This window comes from Acinetobacter legionensis, from assembly GCF_048552295.1.
In the GTDB taxonomy this organism is placed as follows: domain Bacteria; phylum Pseudomonadota; class Gammaproteobacteria; order Pseudomonadales; family Moraxellaceae; genus Acinetobacter.
Genome location: NZ_JBIMCW010000002.1, coordinates 42,015 through 58,600, shown reverse-complemented (window position 1 = coordinate 58,600; position 16,586 = coordinate 42,015). Strand labels below are relative to the sequence as shown.

Sequence of the window (16,586 nt, the reverse complement as noted above, 5' to 3'; positions counted from 1 at the left end):
CGCTGATAAATTTACATCTATCAATTCAAAGTCCGCCTGATGATTAACAAAGCAATGCTTTATCAATCCACAAGAAGAAAAGCTCAACCTCAATAGAAGTCATCACTTTTTCTTGCGTAAAATTTGAAGTAACACTTCAAATTTCACTCAGGACTTTAAAATTCTTTTATCTCAATATAATTATTGAAAAATAATTATTTAGAAACGTTTTGTACATCAACAACAAGACCAGGACCCATAGTTGAGCTCAAAGTGATCTTTTGGATGTAGATACCTTTAGAAGTCGCAGGTTTTGCTTTCTTAAGGTCAGCGATAAGCGCTTCAACGTTTGAACGAACAGCTTCAGCAGTGAAACCTACTTGACCGATCGCAGCATGGATGATACCCGCTTTGTCTACACGGTAACGTGCTTGACCAGCTTTTGCATTTTTAACTGCAGTTGCTACGTCAGGAGTTACAGTACCCACTTTAGGGTTTGGCATTAAGCCACGTGGACCAAGGATCGTACCCAACTTACCAACAACACGCATTGCATCTGGAGCAGCAATCACAACGTCGAAATCTAAGTTACCCGCTTGAATGCTTTCAGCAAGATCATCAAAACCAACGATGTCCGCGCCTTCAGCTTTAGCAGCTTCAGCAGCAGCGCCTTGAGCAAACACAGCAACACGTACAGTTTTACCAGTACCTGCAGGAAGTGTAGTCGCGCCACGAACAACTTGGTCAGATTTACGAGGATCAACACCTAGATTTACCGCAACATCCAAAGATTCTTTGAATTTTGCAGCAGGTAGGCTGCTAAGAACTTGTACTGCTTCTTCCAAAGTGTAAACTTTGTTTGCTTCAATAGCTGCAGCAATGGCTTTTTGACGTTTAGTTAACTTTGCCATGTCTTATAGCTCCACTTCCAAGCCCATAGAACGCGCAGAACCAGCAATGGTACGTACACGTGCGTCTAAATCAGCACCAGTTAAATCTGGTTCTTTAGTAGTCGCAATTTCTTCTAACTGAGCGCGAGTCAACTTACCAACTTTAGTTTTGTTTGGTACAGCAGAACCCTTTTGGATACCAGCAGCTTTCTTAAGAAGAATCGCAGCAGGTGGAGTTTTCATGATAAATGTGAACGACTTATCGTTGTACACAGTGATCACTACAGGAATTGGAAGACCTTGTTCAACTTTTTGTGTCGCAGCATTGAATTCTTTACAGAATGCCATGATGTTAACACCACGTTGACCTAGTGCAGGACCAATCGGTGGAGATGGATTCGCTTTACCAGCTGGAACTTGCAGCTTGATATAGCCGTCAATCTTCTTAGCCATTTCAAATTACCTCTGGGTACAAACGCCTTTTAGAGCTCCCCAACATTTCAAGTAACGATACCGTTACAACAACAATGCCCGATCCATAACAAATCGGGCGCTTTCAAACAGTGCAAATTAAATTGTTTTTTCGACTTGGCGAAATTCCAATTCAACTTGAGTTGGTCGATTAAATACATTAATCGTCAACGTTAAACGTGATTTTTCGTACTGAACTTCTTCCACCACACCTTTAAAGTCTGTGAATGGACCGTCAGTAACAAGTAATTCTTCACCCGGCTCAAACATCGTCTTAGGACGAGGTGCTTCGCCTTTGTTGTGTACACGTGCAAGAATCGCATCAGCTTCTTTTTGCGTAATTGGTGCTGGCTTTTCAGCTGTACCACCGATGAAACCTAATACTTTTGGACATTCTTTAACAATGTGCCAAGTTTCATCATTCATTTCCATTTCGACTAACACATAGCCAGGAAAGAATTTACGCTCTGATTTACGTTTCTTACCATCCTTCATCTCTACCACTTCTTCGGTAGGAACAAGGACTTCACCAAAACTATCAGCAACAGCGCTACGCTGGATTCGATCATTAAGTGAACGCATCACTTGTTTTTCATAACCTGAATAGGCATGAATAATGTACCAACGTTTCATAGCTCTCTTACCCGATAATAAACTTCATAAACCAACCGATGATATAGTCAAAACACCACAAAATAATTGCGGCAACTACAACAACGAGGAGAACTTGCCATGAAGTGGTTACTGTTTCATGTTTCGTAGGCCATGTAACTCGACGCAATTCGATACGAGAGTCTTTAAGCAAACGAACAAAGCCTTTGCCTTGATGGGTGGCGTATAATAAACCTAAAGCTACGATGATACAAGCTAAAATTACCCCAATACGCACCCAGACACTATTTGCAGGTGCCCAATACGCTGGAAGATATTGATTTGTCATCAACGCACCGCCAAATAAAGCCAATGCAATGATCCACAAAATAAAATCAAATGGAGAACTTGTCTTCACCATTTCAGCAGAATTGTTGCTTTGAGGAATTGCCGCGCCGCCCATTGCGTCACGTGATTTATCATTCGACATTTTTGTACTCGTCGTAGGTTTCGCGACTTATTATATGACCAGTTTAGCCGACATCAAGTTTTTTATTTAAAAAATGGCAGGTCAGGAGGGACTCGAACCCCCAACATTCGGTTTTGGAGACCGACGCTCTACCAATTGAACTACTGACCTATAAACAAACCGAGAGCCTAAACTCTCGGTTAGAATAAACATATTAGCGGTTATGCAGTTACTTTAGCAACTACACCAGCACCAACTGTACGACCACCTTCACGGATCGCAAAACGTAGACCTGGGTCCATTGCGATTGGGTGGATAAGTTCTACTGACATTTCAACGTTGTCACCTGGCATAACCATTTCAACGCCGTCTTGTAATTGGATTGCACCAGTTACATCAGTTGTACGGAAGTAGAACTGTGGACGGTAACCGTTAAGGAACGGAGTATGACGACCACCTTCTTCTTTAGAAAGTACATATACTTCTGCGTCGAATTTAGTGTGCGGCTTGATTGTACCTGGTTTAGCAAGTACTTGACCACGTTGTACGTCTTCACGCTTAGTACCACGTAAAAGAACACCACAGTTCTCGCCCGCACGACCTTCGTCAAGAAGTTTACGGAACATTTCTACGCCAGTTACAGTTGTTTTAACTGTATCTTTAATACCAACGATTTCAACTTCTTCACCGACTTTAACGATACCAGACTCTACACGACCTGTTACCACTGTACCACGACCAGAAATAGAGAATACATCTTCGATTGGCATCAAGAATGCTTTATCGATAGCACGTTCTGGTTCTGGGATATAAGAGTCAAGCGCTTCAACAAGTGAAAGTACAGCTGATTCGCCATATTGACCAGCATCACCATTAAGTGCAGCAAGTGCTGAACCACGGATGATAGGCGTGTCATCACCTGGGAAGTCATAAGTAGATAGAAGTTCACGAACTTCCATTTCTACTAATTCAAGTAATTCTTCATCATCAACAAGGTCACACTTGTTAAGGAATACAAGAATATAAGGTACGCCTACTTGGCGAGAAAGAAGGATGTGTTCACGTGTTTGTGGCATTGGACCATCAGTCGCAGCACATACAAGGATCGCACCATCCATCTGAGCAGCACCAGTGATCATGTTTTTAACATAATCGGCGTGACCTGGGCAGTCTACGTGAGCGTAGTGACGAATTGGAGAATCGTATTCTACATGTGAAGTATTAATTGTAATACCACGTGCTTTTTCTTCTGGTGCAGAATCGATTGCTGCGTAGTCTTTAGCTTCACCGCCGTAAGTTTTTGCACAAATTGTTGCAATTGCAGCAGTTAAAGTTGTTTTACCATGGTCGACGTGACCAATTGTACCCACGTTTACGTGTGGCTTATTACGTTCAAACTTAGCCTTAGCCATTTGCTCTTCCTCGTTTATGTCGAACACGAGTTAAACAACTCAGCATCGACAATCGTCTAAAAAACTAGACACCTAATACTTGAAAAGCAGACTAATAAGCCTGCTTTTGAGAAACTGGTGTAGAATAATCTACCAAATTGTATCTGGAGCTCTTATCGAGATTTGAACTCGAGACCTCTCCCTTACCAAGGGAGTGCTCTACCACTGAGCTATAAGAGCATCATCTTCGATGGAGCGGGAGACGAGGGTCGAACTCGCGACATGTAGCTTGGAAGGCTACCGCTCTACCAACTGAGCTACTCCCGCTTAATGTTGGTAATTAACCACTTATCGAAGTAATGGTGGTGAGAGAAGGATTCGAACCTTCGAAACTTTCGTGGCAGAGTTACAGTCTGCTCCCTTTGACCGCTCGGGAATCTCACCTTTACACTTACTTTCAGTGTCGTTCTTCAACATTATAACACAAAACCTTAAGATGGTGCCGGCACACGGATTCGAACTGTGGACCTACTGATTACAAGTCAGTTGCTCTACCAACTGAGCTATGCCGGCGTTTCTTAGTGTTTCGTACGTTTCGTATCGGAACGGTGTGCAGTTTAGCAAAACTCAGAATCCTTGCAAGTGTTTTTTGCAAAAAAAACCTCAAAAACTCATAAAATCAATCCGTTTGACGATAATTCAACCGCTTTGATCACTGCGCGAGCTTTTATTTGGGTTTCATTCCACTCTGATTCAGGATTTGAATCGACAACCAAGCCTGCGCCAGCCTGTACATAGACCTTATTTTCACGAATAACACAGGTTCTGATCGCAATCGACATGTCCATTTCACCATGCCAACCCAAATAACCCACTGCACCACCAAAAATTCCACGTTTTACTGGCTCAACTTCGTCAATAATTTCCATTGCACGAATTTTTGGCGCACCTGAAAGCGTCCCTGCTGGAAAAGTTGCCTTAAAAACATCCAAAGCATCGACATCATCCAACACTTCACCTTGCACATTGGAAACAATATGCATGACATGTGAATAACGTTCGATCACCATTTGATCAGTCACTTGCACTTTACCGATTTTCGAGACACGCCCCACATCATTACGACCTAAATCAATCAGCATTAAATGTTCCGCAATCTCTTTTTCATCGGAAAGTAAATCTTTTTCAAGTGCCAAATCTTCTTCTTTGGTTTTTCCTCGTGGACGTGTACCTGCAAGCGGACGTACAGTCGCGATCCCATTTTCCAGTCGAGAAAGAATTTCCGGTGAAGATCCGACGATATGGAACGGCTTTTGATCTAAAAGGGTCTGCCCTTGTACCAAAAATAAATACGGTGATGGATTGAGATGTCGTAATGCACGATAAACCTGTAAGGGCTCACCATCAAAATCCGACACCATACGATGCCCAGGGACAACCTGCATTACATCACCAGCACGAATGTATTCTTTAACTTTCTCAATCGATTCAAGGAATTTGTCGTGTCCAGTCAGTGACTCAAAATGCGGAGCGCTATGTTTTTTGGCAACCAAGCTAATTGGCATAGCCAATAATGCCTCAATCTCATCCAGCTGTTGCTGAGCCTTGGCATAAGCCTCTTTATCATTAACATCTGCATGCACAATTAAAAACAAAGTATCTTTTAAGTTATCAAATACAATGACGGTTTTAGATAACATCATCCATAAATCAGGTAGTCCAACTGGATCTGCCTCAGGCACATTCTTTAACCGTGGCTCAATATAGCGTACTGCGTCATAACCAAAATAACCCACCAAGCCGCCGGTAAAATTAGGCAGTGCAGGTAAATCTTGTTGTGTGGGTACTTTAAACTGCGCTTGAAAATCGCGGATATATTGAAATGGATCTGCGCATGGCTGGGTATCTATCGAGCCATCTACCGATTTTATCGTGAGCTGTCCTGCATTACAGGAAAATACGATTGACTCACCCAGTCCAATAATTGAATATCTTGCCCAGTTTTCGCCACCTTCAACAGATTCAAAAAGATAAGCTTGTTGATGCTGTTTTAAACGTGCAAATACAGATAATGGCGTATCCGTATCGGCTAAGCGTTGGCGATATACGGGGATAAGGTTATAACCCGCTGATTTTAATTGTTCAAACTGCGCTAAGGTTGTCATCAGGAATTCTCTCTATTTTCGATAATACTAAGTATGGATGTCTCTGCATTTCACTTAGTGACGCCATCGAAAAGTGCGTTTGCTATTCATTCCTCTTCCCTTTTTTTCGCAACAATTTAAATATACAGGTATTAAGCCAAAAGCTCTGTTAAATCATCCACTACTTGTTGTGGCTGACAGAGTTGAATATCTTCACCGTGATTATAACCATAGCTGACCACAATACAATCAACCTCTGCACGGCGTGCAGCCTCCACATCATTACTTGAATCGCCGATCATCAAGGTTTTGTCAGTTGATGACTGATAAGTTTCAACACAATACAATAATGGTTTTGGATGTGGTTTACGCACTTCAAAACGATCACCACCTATTACATCGACAAAATAGTGATCCATTTGCAAGTCTTCTAGAATTTTTCGTGCGGGTTGTTCTGGTTTATTGGTCACACAAATCAATTTCTTATTGTTTTTAATTCCCCATTCTAAAAATTCTAAAATTCCAGAGAATGGCTTGGTATCGACACAAGGCTCTGCATTGTAAATTTCCAAGAATGTATCCAAAAGCTGTTGATGCAGTACAGGATCCACTTCACCTTTTAAATACTTCAATGTACTTTCACAAAATAATGAAGTGCCTTTACCAATCCAAACCCGAACCTGTTGTTCAGTGACGTGGGGTAAGTTCAAACGCGCTAGACTTAAATTCATGGCACGATATAAATCAAATGCTGAATCAACCAAGGTCCCATCCAAATCAAATAAAATCAGTTCGCGTTGGTCTAGCTTTGCCACATTCATGATTTACACCTAAATCGAGTTTTAAATTTAAAAACGAAAATACAAAAAACAAAGGCATGCGATTGCATGCCTTGAGTGTAGCGCATTTGCAAATTATTTGAACAATAGCCATGCAATAATTGCCAAAATGATCAAAATCACCAGTGTTGCCAAACCTAACTTTGCATTTTTCTGGGTTTCAACATGTTCGTCTGCCACAAATTCAGGTGCTTTAACCTGCTCTACTTTGAGCTGTGTAGCCGCATGAATATCCACACCTTCTGGAATTGGGGCAGGTTTAGGGATTGCTACACCAGAGGGCATACCTTCACGGTTGATTTGAACACTGCTATCTCGTTCTGAAAGCTCAGGCATACCCTGTTCATTCATCTGATCTGCCACTGTACGTTCTACGGGGGTAGCTGGTTTGATTTCAGCAGTCGCCACAGCCTCTGCTGGTTGTTGAACTGGCGTTTCTAGTGAAGCTACAACGGGTTGAACTTCATCCTCAGACGCTGTATGTTCAGTTTGCAGAACAACAGGTTTTACTGGCGCAAGTACATTAAATTTAACACTGGCAAATTGAACAATATCACCGTCCATCAACAATTTATCTTGATCGATACGGATATCATTCACAAATGTACCATTAGATGACTTTAGATCTTGAACCCAAAGCGCATCTTCTTTTAATAAGAATGCAGCATGGCGACGTGAAATTTCCGCAGCTTGTAATAACAGGTCTGCATCTTGATGGCGACCAACCAGCATATCACGATCGATCGTGACTTCCTGCCCTTCTAACTCACCTGTAATTGCTTGTAATTTCCAAGTCATGATTATCTTCCCATTCTAATTCAAGTCTATCTTAGCATGACATTTCTACAGTACTAAATCAGCGCAAAACCAAGCTTTATTTTGTTCATGCCACAACAGAACACACCACAATACTTTAACAAACTATTTTAAATATCAAATAAAGCATGTGATTAGAAGCACTTGTTACGCGAAGCCCACAATGTGCTACTGCTTACGGATATCATTTGGTTCTTCTGCAACGGGTGTAGTCACAGCATTACCTTGTACTGCACTTGTCTTGGCTCCTGTAGGCACCTTTTGATACTGACTTGAAGGTTGTGCTGTCGGTTGCGGTTGTACCAGCTTAGGTTGCGAACTTGGTGTCGAGCTAAACGGCAATCGTTGCTGAAAAACATCATCAACATTGGCAGGGAGCTTAGCAAAATTACCATCTTTATCCATCGCCAATTGCAGGCTATACAGCTGATCATAACGTTGTTGAGATATACGGCGTATATCGGCACCCCCACCCACGATGGTTGGATGGATAAACACAAGTAAATTCCGCTTTATGTTCGACTTTGCATCCGATCTAAATAACCGGCCTAAGCCTGGGATATCACCTAACAATGGCACAGACTGACGACCAAGAACAGTATCATCAGAAATCAAGCCACCTAACACCACGGTTTGCCCATGATCTGCGGTTACAGTAGTTTTGATTGAACGCTTGCTGGTCACTAAATCTTGAGCTTGCCCTTTACTTGACTTAACGCCTGAGACTTCTTGTTCAACTTCTAAACGAATCGAACCGCCCTCTCCAATATGCGGAATTACCTTTAACGTCACCCCCACATCCTTACGCTCAATTGAGGTATATGGATTGACGGTGCCACCTGTCCCAGTACTGACTGAGCCAGTAACAAATGGAACATTTTCACCGACGACAATATATGCTTCTTCATTGTCCATGGTAAGAATAGATGGTGTAGACAAGAGGTTGGATTTTGTACGCTCTTTTAAAGCCTGAATCATCGCACCATATAATCTGCGTGAACCGTCTGCACCTTCTTTATAATCCCCAACAATAAGTGAAGTTCCTGCACCGAGTGCACCTAAACTAGAAGCACCACCTGTTAAATAACCTGCAGCCAATTTTGATAAACTCGTACCCAAATTATCAAAATTAATTAAACCCACACCACTACTTAAATCACCCATTGCCCATTGCACACCAAGCTGATCTGCATCATTGCCTTGTATTTCAATAATCGTCGCTTCAATCAAAACTTGTTGACGACGTACATCAAGCTGTTGGATGGCAGCCTCTATTTCGCGCATCAGTTGTGGCTCAGCTTTAACCACCAGCGCATTTTGAGCGCCATCTGCAATAATGCTCACACCATTGGCATTAAAACTGGTGATGTTATTTTGATTATTGTTATTTGAGTTGCTGTTTAAATTAATTGCTGGTGTTGAAATACTACTTCCAGTGCTTGAGCTGGTATTCGATGATGAATTGTTATTATTGTTAAAACTGTTGCTATTGCTGTTGTTAGAACTACTATTAGAAGAATTATTTGAACTAGAATTGACTGCCTGACCAGTCACCAAACCTTGCAAAATCTCAGATAAATTCTTTGCACTAGCATATTTTAATTTAAAGACTTTAAGCCCACCTAAACGATCAGCAGACGGGACATCCAACATTTCAATCATGTTGCGGATACGTTTACGTGTACCTGTATCCCCTTTAATCAAAATACGGTTGGTTCGCGCATCAGCGATAATACGAACCCGAGCCCCAGCAAAATCTTTGGATGCACCTGTCGAACTCATTGCATCCAATTGCTTAATAATTTCTTCAGCTTGACTCTGTTGTAAAGGAACAGCTTCAATATCATTTTGCCCAGTACCATCCAAGTTCCGAACAATGGTTTCAAGTTGATAAATATTTGCTGCACGATCTGACACAATTAACGCATTGGTGCCCTGTATTGCTGCCAAATGCGCAAATTGTGGCATTAATGGACGTAATGCTGGGATCAAATCATTGGGGTTGGTATTTTCCAACCAAATCACACGTGTCACAACCTGATCTCCACGTGCATTATTCCGTGGATCATAAGGTACACCAGAATTTTTGACATTACTGTCTGGTACCAAACGAATGGTATTCCCCGATGGAATAGCCACTACACCATTGACATTCAGCACCCCTAAAAATAGGTCATAAACTTCATTTTTATTTAGAGGTTTATTTGAAATAACCGTGACATTGCCACGTACACGGGGATCGACCGCAAAATTTTTGCCCGTAATATCTGCAACTTCATTGATAAAAGCAGTGAGATCAGCATCGCGTAAGTTAATTTTCCACGTCTGTGCATGTGTTGCTGTACTAACTGCAACCAGCATTGGTGCCGCTGCAACTAAAGCCCAAAGTGGTCGATTGTGATTCAAAAAAGCCATAACTTATTATCTATCCTAATTTTATTTGTAGTCCTAGCCACTTACAAACTTTGCTGAATGGTCATCACCTGATCACCACGCTTAATTTCAATTTTTACTTTGCCATCCCGCTTTGCTTGTTCTAGCAGCTGAACATCACTCTGTCCTTGACCAACTGATTGTCCATTGAGCGAAAGAATGCGATCTCCAGATCTTAATCCCAGTTTATTTCGGAGCGCTGCGGGGGTTTGATCTGTTACTTCATAGCCTTGACCGCCACTTGCGTTAACCCCCATGTTCTTTAGGTATTCGTCCCGATTTTCATTCATCCTATCAATCGCTTGCCCCAAAGCATTTTGGCTTGAGTTTTGTGGTTGCGATGGTGCAGGAGTACTTGCTGGCGGACTAGTATTTTGATCTGTAGATTGCCCTGGCATAGGCTGATACAAACTATCCAGCCCTGTAAAACGCAACTCTTTACTGTTATTTCCACTTTGACTTAAAACAATATGATCCCAATATACTTCGGATAACTGGTAACTAGTACCCTCGATTGTGTCACCGACCGCATAACGATCTGCTGTTTCTTTAACTTTAATTACTGCGGATGAAAAACGTGCTGGATAACTGACGACTACACCTTGTAAGACCATCGGAATACTGTCATCCGCTGTCGTACTAGATCCAACTTCCTCAAATAATGAAAAGCTTGAAATATTTGGAACTTGAACTTGTTGTGAGCCTAGATTCACTTGCTCGGGTTGCATGACTTGTGGTGGCGCAACCACCCACCAAAAAATCGAGGCCAGTTTCCAACACAATGCTAAAATTAAAAGAAATAAAACAACAGGTGCAAGATGCTCTGTTTTTTTCCAAGAAATATTTTCAAACTGTTCTTTTATATTCATCAGAAACCACCTTGAATGAGCGGTTGTCTTGAACTAATTACAAAACTATCCAAACCTGCCTTTCCATCGTAGGAAGGCACATTGAGCAACATCCGTTGTGTTAACTGCACATCTAACATCATGGTTGGATCTAAACTGATATTGGCCATTTTCTGACTACGTTGATCTTGTATATCAAAAATCAGTTTACCCGCCTCATCTTTAACTTGCGCTTTTAAAGATGGGATATTCAATTGATCTTGACGTTGTCCAAAAGTATACCGAAGCTCACCCCCTCCCCAATGCATTTGTCCGTCAACATCACTAAATCCAGTATCTTTTTTAAAACGCAAGCTTGTATCTGAAATTTGAATTGCATTTGCAGGCCACTGCCAATTTGCAATATTCTTTAAAGTTTCTGGTGCAATCTGACCTTGCATCTGATTAATTATTATTTTTTTACCAATACCATAGCCCACTACCCCATTCAGTTGGGTCTGCCCACTGTGTACTTCAATATTTGCACCCACACGTAATAATATCAGATCCCACGGGCGTGTCCTCCACGAAACGGAGCCCCGTAAATTACCTTTATGCCAATCTGCTTGTCCTTGCCAAATATTTCCACTCACATTTTGTAAGGTTTGATTGTTCTTATAAAATTTAGAAATCAGCCATGTTGCAGGGACTTGTAAAAGTACAAAAATTAAAAAAGCGACCACTCCAGTAATCCACCACGTGATCTGTTTTGATTTTTTATTCATTCATCTTTACCATCATTCATTTATTCTTCCATGCAAGATGATGCCCTCTTGTTTGTACATTATGCATAATTTTTGCATAACGCCAATTCACTCGTATAAAAAAACCAAGCAGATTTGCTTGGTTCTTTAAGTTTAAGGCCTTTGAATGACACTTAGATGAAGATTAGATCAAGAAATCTTCTAATTTTGCACCTTTTTCAATTTCTGCAACCAACCAGCGTGGCTGTTTACCACGTCCAGTCCAAGTTTCAGAAGTGTCTTTTTTATTGCGATAACGCGGCTCAACCGCTTTACGCGTTGTCTTTTTGCGCTTTTGTGCGCCGTATTCAATAAACTGCTCTAAAGTTAAACCAGCAGATTGCGCAATTTCAATAATTTTATTATAAGCGTCTTCAACGGCTTGATCTTTTTTAGTTTCAATTAAAGCTTCTGCTTCAGCTGTTAGCTTTCTTAACTCTTCTACCGATAAATTACTAATATCAGGCATCATTAACTCTCCACGTAAATTTCTTAATACTTATTTAAAATAACTTCATGGCAATAGTATTTTCATTTATTCCAATAAGCAATACATATATTCCTCAATAAACACATAAAACAACAAAAACATTATTATAATTACACCAAAAGGCTTATTTCTAACAGTAAAATAAACCTGATAAGTAAGAATATGTTTTCTTATGTTTTAAATATAATGATGATAATTGAGACATTTTTATGTGTTTGCAAAATCATTATGCACAGTCGCTTCTAAATCAATTATAACTTTTCGCAACTGTTGAGGAATTAGTGCTTTTTTCATTTCTACTTTATCGACAAAAACAATAACTGCCTCTCCGTCAGCAACAATCTGCTGTTGTTGCTCACTGAATAATACATAATGCATGCGTATTGCACTATTTCTCATTTCTTCTACCCGCGCACCAATATGTAGCACATCGGGATAAAATACTGGTTTTAAATATTTACATTGACTTGAAGCAACAACAGTTAAAACATCTTGGTCAAATACATTCAAACGATCGAAATATTCGATACGTGCACTTTCAATATAGCGATAATACAGCACATTATTTACATGACCAAAAGCATCCATATCCCCCCATGCAACCTTTTGTTCATAAACGATAGGGAATTTTATCAGTGGATTCATTGTAGATTCTCAAATTTTAAATTGAATATAATTGCTGTCTTTTTCAAAAATTGAATTCAATTGCTGAATTAATTCATCATTTCCATTTAAAGTAGATTTGATTCGTAAATAATTCATTAGAATTTCATTTGGATATAATAACAAAAGCTGATCAGCTTCGTATTCACGATGCGTCGCAATATATATATGCCATTTAGCAAAGCAAAAAACAGGAATGTTCATATACTTAGATTCAAGATTTATAATCTGTTGCTCTAAATACTCATAATCTGGATTTTGTCTCAACAACTGTTGTTGAAACCATAAATGAAAGACATCTTGGTCAAATTTTTCATTAAGTATTTGAATCACTAACTGCTGTTGTTGCTGAGCAAGTTCAGGTAATCGAGTAATAATTTTCAACCAAAGCACTTTTGTGTCATAAGGCATTTGATCAAGTTGTGACTCTATCTCTAAAAACTTTTGTTGTAATAGTTCAATATCTTCAAAACTTGCTTGGTCATAACAACCTAAAAGCTGTATTAACCATTGCTGTTTAGTTGCAGTTTCTAATTGCCCAAATTGAGTCGAATGTAAATATTGCCAAGGATATTGTATGGCAAACTGTCCCCATAATTTTTGCACACATAATTTATAACTTTCTGAAAGCTGATTTAGCCATGGCGAAAGTTCATGTCGATTTAAAAACTCTAGATGTGTTAAAGCTTGTTGACTGTCTTCTTGCGCTAAATAAATTTCGATACGTAAAATTTCTGCCAACTCAAAAGCGGACGGAGAACTATTTTCTAAAGCTTTCAGGGCTTCACTATAGTGAAGTTGTTTGAATAATAGTCGAGATTGAACAATGGGCTTTAATAAACCAGATTGATCAAAAATAGTTTGTATAACTTGCTCTTGCTCATCCTCACCATCCAACAACCACAATACACCAAACTGTTCAAATGGATGCAATGTAGTAAAATTTAGTACTTGTTCTAATTTTCTCTTTTCTCTACGGATATAACGGTTGAGGAAATACCACACCACATGCATCAAAAAACTGATACCAACACCAACAAATGTCAAGAACCATAAATTGGTTTGTATTTGAATATTGTGCCATAACACATAAACATAACCCGCCCCTGCGGTATAACTCAACACACTTAAAACAGCTAGAATAATGAGACTAATAAAGGCATAGATCAGGAAAATATGTTTCATCCATCTACCCCAAGACAGCCAAGCTATTGAGTTTAGGGATCGGGGGTTGCGAGGTCTGCTTAATTTTTAATATTTTTTGCTTAAGCTTCTGACTAGCAGCGTCAGGTAAAATATCCAATTGTTGAATCATTTGATTCAGCATCTCTTGGTATTCAGCAATTTGCCCTTTCACTAACAACTGCTGAGCAAGCAATAATCTCAATTGAACTTCTTTTAAAATAAATTTACGGTTTGCCAATACTGGAGAATTTGTTTCAACAATATCAATTTGAAACCATTTTTCCCAAAAATATTGCGACTGATCTTGCTCTGGTTTCAATTGATTATTTCTTAGCTCGGATATTAATGCTTGATCAACTTGTTTAAGTAAAGTCTCTAGTTGATCTCGCTGGGCATTTCGTTCAATCACAAAATGTTGAATGCTTTGTATATCTTGCACAATGGTTTGATGTAAGCTTTGTTTTACCGCATCCGCCAACGCATACTGATCTAAGGACTGATTTAATTGAGTAAGATGCTCAAGCGCGTAAACAAACTGTTGTTGTTGCATCGCAAATTGCACCAAGTCTAACTGTTGTTTAACCACCACACTTGGATGAATACCAGAAATTGAAGTTTTTACAGAGGTGGTTTTATTTGCTACCTCTTGAGTGGGTTCATCTGTTTGTCGTTTTACCGCCACCAGTTGATCATTCAAACTGGCATTCTTTTGTTCACTTTTATGTAGCGTTTGTTGAATATCATTGAGCTGTTGTGAAACATGATAGAAGTTATAACTCAATTTAATGAGCCATCCTAAAGCGATCAACAATAAGACATAAATAAACTTCTTCATAACTTCCTTTGCAACTGCACTATGGTTTGTAGAATGGTTTCTGGCTCTAAATTTAAAATTTTAGTGCTGTTCAAACACGTCTGGGTTGCATTTTTATCATGTCTTAATAATTGATACAAACGCTCACCCAGAACCAAATAATGACAAGCACTCACGATCTCTTGATGATCACGGGTTAAAACAAGCCAATTGTTCCAACTGGCTTCACTGCTAATACAACTCCAATAGGGTGGTTCAAACTGGTCAACCCTACCCACAAAATCTAAAAATCGCTGATGTGTTTCTGGAGGACATGCTCGGTCATATAAGACAAAGTTTAAAACATCAATATGACGGTCTTGACATTGTTGCATCATAAACTGCCGACCGCCTTCACCACGCCAAAAAGCTATTTTCTTTAGATCTTTTAAGGTATTGAATAGGGGCAAGCTCAACATTCCTTCAGATGTTTCCACCATAGGGACATGACTTTCTACACCGTAGTCTGAAAGTCGTTGCGCAGTTTTTTTACCCACAGCAATCCACTGAATATGTTTGATCTGTAAAAGAGATAGGCCCGATTGCTGAAGATATTGCATACCCACTTGAACAGCAGTTGGACTGACTACAACAATAATTTGAGTTGATAAAAGTTGTAAATAAAGTTGTTGTAATATGTTGTTATAGGGACGTGGGGTCAATTCCAATAATGGAAGATCAACCACGTCAAAACCTGATTGGCGCAGACATTCAGTTAATGGCTGAGCACGATCAATCGGGCGAGTATTAATAAACAACATTAAAGCCTAGAAACTAAGCTTGATAAAGTGCTTTGAGTATTTCCCCAGCACCTTGTTCAAGTAGGTTTTGTGCAAGTTGCACACCTAACTGCTCTGCTTGATCTGGTGTGCCACTGACTTGACTACATAACAATGTTTTGCCGTCCGCACTACCAACCCGACCTTCTAAGGACAACAATTGATCACTTAACGTAGCAAAGCCTGCGATAGGCACTTGGCAACCGCCTTCGAGATAAGCATTAAAAGCTCGTTCAGCACGTACACATGCATTGGTTTCACCATGCATTAAAGGCATGATTAAATCCAAAATTTCTTGATCATCTGAGCGACACTCTAAGCCCAGTGCACCTTGACCCACAGCAGGTAAACTAATCTCTGGTGCAAGTGTGTGACGAATACGATCTGAGAGCGCTAATCGTTTCAAACCAGCACTGGCAAGGATAATTGCATCATATTGACCCGCATCCAGCTTGGATAAGCGTGTTCCAACATTGCCGCGTAAATCAATCACATTTAAATCAGGACGCTGTTTTAAAAGCTGACATTTACGGCGTAAGCTCGATGTGCCAAGTGTTGCGCCTTGTGGTAAATCTTCAAACTTTTCATAATGATTGGAAACAAAAGCATCAAAAGGATCTTCACGCTCACAAATTACTGCAAGCACTAAACCTTCAGGTAATTGCATGGGTACATCTTTCATTGAATGAACGGCTAAATCTGCACGACCATCCATTAAAGCTGCTTCTAATTCTTTGACAAATAACCCTTTCCCCCCTATTTTGGCTAAAGGTGTATCCAAAATTTTGTCACCTTGGGTTACAAACGTCACCAACTCTACTTTTACATGTGCGTGTAATTGTTCTAAACGATCACGAATATGCTCAGCCTGCCACATTGCAAGTGGGCTCTGGCGCGTTGCTATTTTCAAGGTTTTCATCATTTCAGCTTTGCCAAACTTTTAAACACTCTAAACTTACCCTG

At 40.0% G+C, this 16,586-nt stretch carries 17 protein-coding genes and 5 tRNA genes; all 22 read right to left on the bottom strand.

From position 1 onward, the window contains the following. Positions 1-194: 194 nt before the first annotated feature. The 22 genes from rplA to hemC all read right to left on the bottom strand — a co-directional run bounded on the left by rplA (position 195) and on the right by hemC (position 16,542). Positions 195-890 (bottom strand): 50S ribosomal protein L1, encoded by a 696-nt coding sequence (gene rplA, locus ACG916_RS01815; RefSeq protein WP_004718482.1) that lies wholly within the window; start codon positions 888-890, stop codon positions 195-197. A 3-nt stretch (positions 891-893) separates the two neighbouring features. After that, the gene (rplK, locus tag ACG916_RS01810; protein ID WP_004718484.1) at positions 894-1,322 is read right to left on the bottom strand and encodes a 50S ribosomal protein L11; all 429 of its coding nucleotides are present in this window, start codon (positions 1,320-1,322) and stop codon (positions 894-896) included. A gap of 117 nt (positions 1,323-1,439) precedes the next feature. Next, on the bottom strand, positions 1,440-1,973 hold the full coding sequence (gene nusG, locus ACG916_RS01805) for a transcription termination/antitermination protein NusG (RefSeq protein ID WP_004718486.1): 534 nt from the start codon (positions 1,971-1,973) through the stop codon (positions 1,440-1,442). 7 nt (positions 1,974-1,980) lie between these two features. Further along, positions 1,981-2,421, bottom strand: coding sequence for a preprotein translocase subunit SecE (gene secE, locus ACG916_RS01800; RefSeq protein WP_004718489.1), 441 nt, complete (start codon positions 2,419-2,421; stop codon positions 1,981-1,983). A gap of 74 nt (positions 2,422-2,495) precedes the next feature. Then, positions 2,496-2,571: transfer RNA gene (locus ACG916_RS01795), tRNA-Trp, on the bottom strand. A 50-nt stretch (positions 2,572-2,621) separates the two neighbouring features. Beyond that, positions 2,622-3,812, bottom strand: coding sequence for an elongation factor Tu (gene tuf, locus ACG916_RS01790; protein WP_004723653.1), 1,191 nt, complete (start codon positions 3,810-3,812; stop codon positions 2,622-2,624). Positions 3,813-3,956: 144 nt separating this feature from the next. Next, positions 3,957-4,031: transfer RNA gene (locus tag ACG916_RS01785), tRNA-Thr, on the bottom strand. An 11-nt stretch (positions 4,032-4,042) separates the two neighbouring features. Then, positions 4,043-4,118, bottom strand: a tRNA-Gly gene (locus tag ACG916_RS01780). Positions 4,119-4,151: 33 nt separating this feature from the next. Further along, positions 4,152-4,235, bottom strand: a tRNA-Tyr gene (locus ACG916_RS01775). A 53-nt stretch (positions 4,236-4,288) separates the two neighbouring features. After that, a tRNA-Thr gene (locus ACG916_RS01770) sits at positions 4,289-4,364 on the bottom strand. A gap of 98 nt (positions 4,365-4,462) precedes the next feature. Then, entirely contained in the window at positions 4,463-5,956 is a 1,494-nt protein-coding gene (trpE, locus tag ACG916_RS01765; protein ID WP_419326984.1) for an anthranilate synthase component I, read from the bottom strand. A 131-nt stretch (positions 5,957-6,087) separates the two neighbouring features. After that, positions 6,088-6,756: an HAD-IA family hydrolase gene (locus ACG916_RS01760; protein WP_336952381.1), complete on the bottom strand. Its 669-nt coding sequence runs from the start codon at positions 6,754-6,756 to the stop codon at positions 6,088-6,090. A 93-nt stretch (positions 6,757-6,849) separates the two neighbouring features. Next, positions 6,850-7,572, bottom strand: coding sequence for an FHA domain-containing protein (locus ACG916_RS01755; protein WP_419326983.1), 723 nt, complete (start codon positions 7,570-7,572; stop codon positions 6,850-6,852). 186 nt (positions 7,573-7,758) lie between these two features. Beyond that, positions 7,759-10,005 (bottom strand): type II secretion system secretin GspD, encoded by a 2,247-nt coding sequence (gene gspD / locus ACG916_RS01750; RefSeq protein ID WP_419326982.1) that lies wholly within the window; start codon positions 10,003-10,005, stop codon positions 7,759-7,761. A 41-nt stretch (positions 10,006-10,046) separates the two neighbouring features. Then, complete coding sequence (locus ACG916_RS01745; RefSeq protein WP_336952384.1) at positions 10,047-10,892, bottom strand: type II secretion system protein N; 846 nt, start codon at positions 10,890-10,892, stop codon at positions 10,047-10,049. Further along, positions 10,892-11,635, bottom strand: coding sequence for a type II secretion system protein N (gene gspN, locus ACG916_RS01740; RefSeq protein ID WP_419330190.1), 744 nt, complete (start codon positions 11,633-11,635; stop codon positions 10,892-10,894). Before gspN ends, ACG916_RS01745 begins: the two co-directional genes overlap by 1 nt. A gap of 163 nt (positions 11,636-11,798) precedes the next feature. Beyond that, complete coding sequence (locus ACG916_RS01735; RefSeq protein WP_336952386.1) at positions 11,799-12,125, bottom strand: H-NS histone family protein; 327 nt, start codon at positions 12,123-12,125, stop codon at positions 11,799-11,801. A 225-nt stretch (positions 12,126-12,350) separates the two neighbouring features. After that, entirely contained in the window at positions 12,351-12,788 is a 438-nt protein-coding gene (locus tag ACG916_RS01730; protein ID WP_419326981.1) for an acyl-CoA thioesterase, read from the bottom strand. A 9-nt stretch (positions 12,789-12,797) separates the two neighbouring features. Further along, the gene (locus tag ACG916_RS01725; protein WP_419326980.1) at positions 12,798-13,991 is read right to left on the bottom strand and encodes a YfgM family protein; all 1,194 of its coding nucleotides are present in this window, start codon (positions 13,989-13,991) and stop codon (positions 12,798-12,800) included. A gap of 4 nt (positions 13,992-13,995) precedes the next feature. Continuing rightward, positions 13,996-14,826, bottom strand: coding sequence for a hypothetical protein (locus ACG916_RS01720; protein ID WP_336952389.1), 831 nt, complete (start codon positions 14,824-14,826; stop codon positions 13,996-13,998). Beyond that, entirely contained in the window at positions 14,823-15,605 is a 783-nt protein-coding gene (locus ACG916_RS01715) for a uroporphyrinogen-III synthase (RefSeq protein WP_419326979.1), read from the bottom strand. Before ACG916_RS01715 ends, ACG916_RS01720 begins: the two co-directional genes overlap by 4 nt. A gap of 13 nt (positions 15,606-15,618) precedes the next feature. After that, complete coding sequence (gene hemC / locus ACG916_RS01710) at positions 15,619-16,542, bottom strand: hydroxymethylbilane synthase (RefSeq protein ID WP_336952588.1); 924 nt, start codon at positions 16,540-16,542, stop codon at positions 15,619-15,621. Positions 16,543-16,586: the final 44 nt, after the last annotated feature.

Coding starts and splice junctions, on each gene's coding strand:
- tuf (WP_004723653.1), bottom strand. CDS start 3,812: ATGGCTAAGGCTAAGTTTGAACGTAATAAGCCACACGTAAACGTGGGT.
- trpE (WP_419326984.1), bottom strand. CDS start 5,956: ATGACAACCTTAGCGCAGTTTGAACAATTAAAATCAGCGGGTTATAAC.
- ACG916_RS01760 (WP_336952381.1), bottom strand. CDS start 6,756: ATGAATGTGGCAAAGCTAGACCAACGCGAACTGATTTTATTTGATTTG.
- nusG (WP_004718486.1), bottom strand. CDS start 1,973: ATGAAACGTTGGTACATTATTCATGCCTATTCAGGTTATGAAAAACAA.
- ACG916_RS01730 (WP_419326981.1), bottom strand. CDS start 12,788: ATGAATCCACTGATAAAATTCCCTATCGTTTATGAACAAAAGGTTGCA.
- gspN (WP_419330190.1), bottom strand. CDS start 11,635: ATGAATAAAAAATCAAAACAGATCACGTGGTGGATTACTGGAGTGGTC.
- ACG916_RS01725 (WP_419326980.1), bottom strand. CDS start 13,991: ATGAAACATATTTTCCTGATCTATGCCTTTATTAGTCTCATTATTCTA.
- secE (WP_004718489.1), bottom strand. CDS start 2,421: ATGTCGAATGATAAATCACGTGACGCAATGGGCGGCGCGGCAATTCCT.
- ACG916_RS01745 (WP_336952384.1), bottom strand. CDS start 10,892: ATGAATATAAAAGAACAGTTTGAAAATATTTCTTGGAAAAAAACAGAG.
- rplA (WP_004718482.1), bottom strand. CDS start 890: ATGGCAAAGTTAACTAAACGTCAAAAAGCCATTGCTGCAGCTATTGAA.
- ACG916_RS01720 (WP_336952389.1), bottom strand. CDS start 14,826: ATGAAGAAGTTTATTTATGTCTTATTGTTGATCGCTTTAGGATGGCTC.
- ACG916_RS01755 (WP_419326983.1), bottom strand. CDS start 7,572: ATGACTTGGAAATTACAAGCAATTACAGGTGAGTTAGAAGGGCAGGAA.
- ACG916_RS01715 (WP_419326979.1), bottom strand. CDS start 15,605: ATGTTGTTTATTAATACTCGCCCGATTGATCGTGCTCAGCCATTAACT.
- hemC (WP_336952588.1), bottom strand. CDS start 16,542: ATGAAAACCTTGAAAATAGCAACGCGCCAGAGCCCACTTGCAATGTGG.
- rplK (WP_004718484.1), bottom strand. CDS start 1,322: ATGGCTAAGAAGATTGACGGCTATATCAAGCTGCAAGTTCCAGCTGGT.
- ACG916_RS01735 (WP_336952386.1), bottom strand. CDS start 12,125: ATGATGCCTGATATTAGTAATTTATCGGTAGAAGAGTTAAGAAAGCTA.
- gspD (WP_419326982.1), bottom strand. CDS start 10,005: ATGGCTTTTTTGAATCACAATCGACCACTTTGGGCTTTAGTTGCAGCG.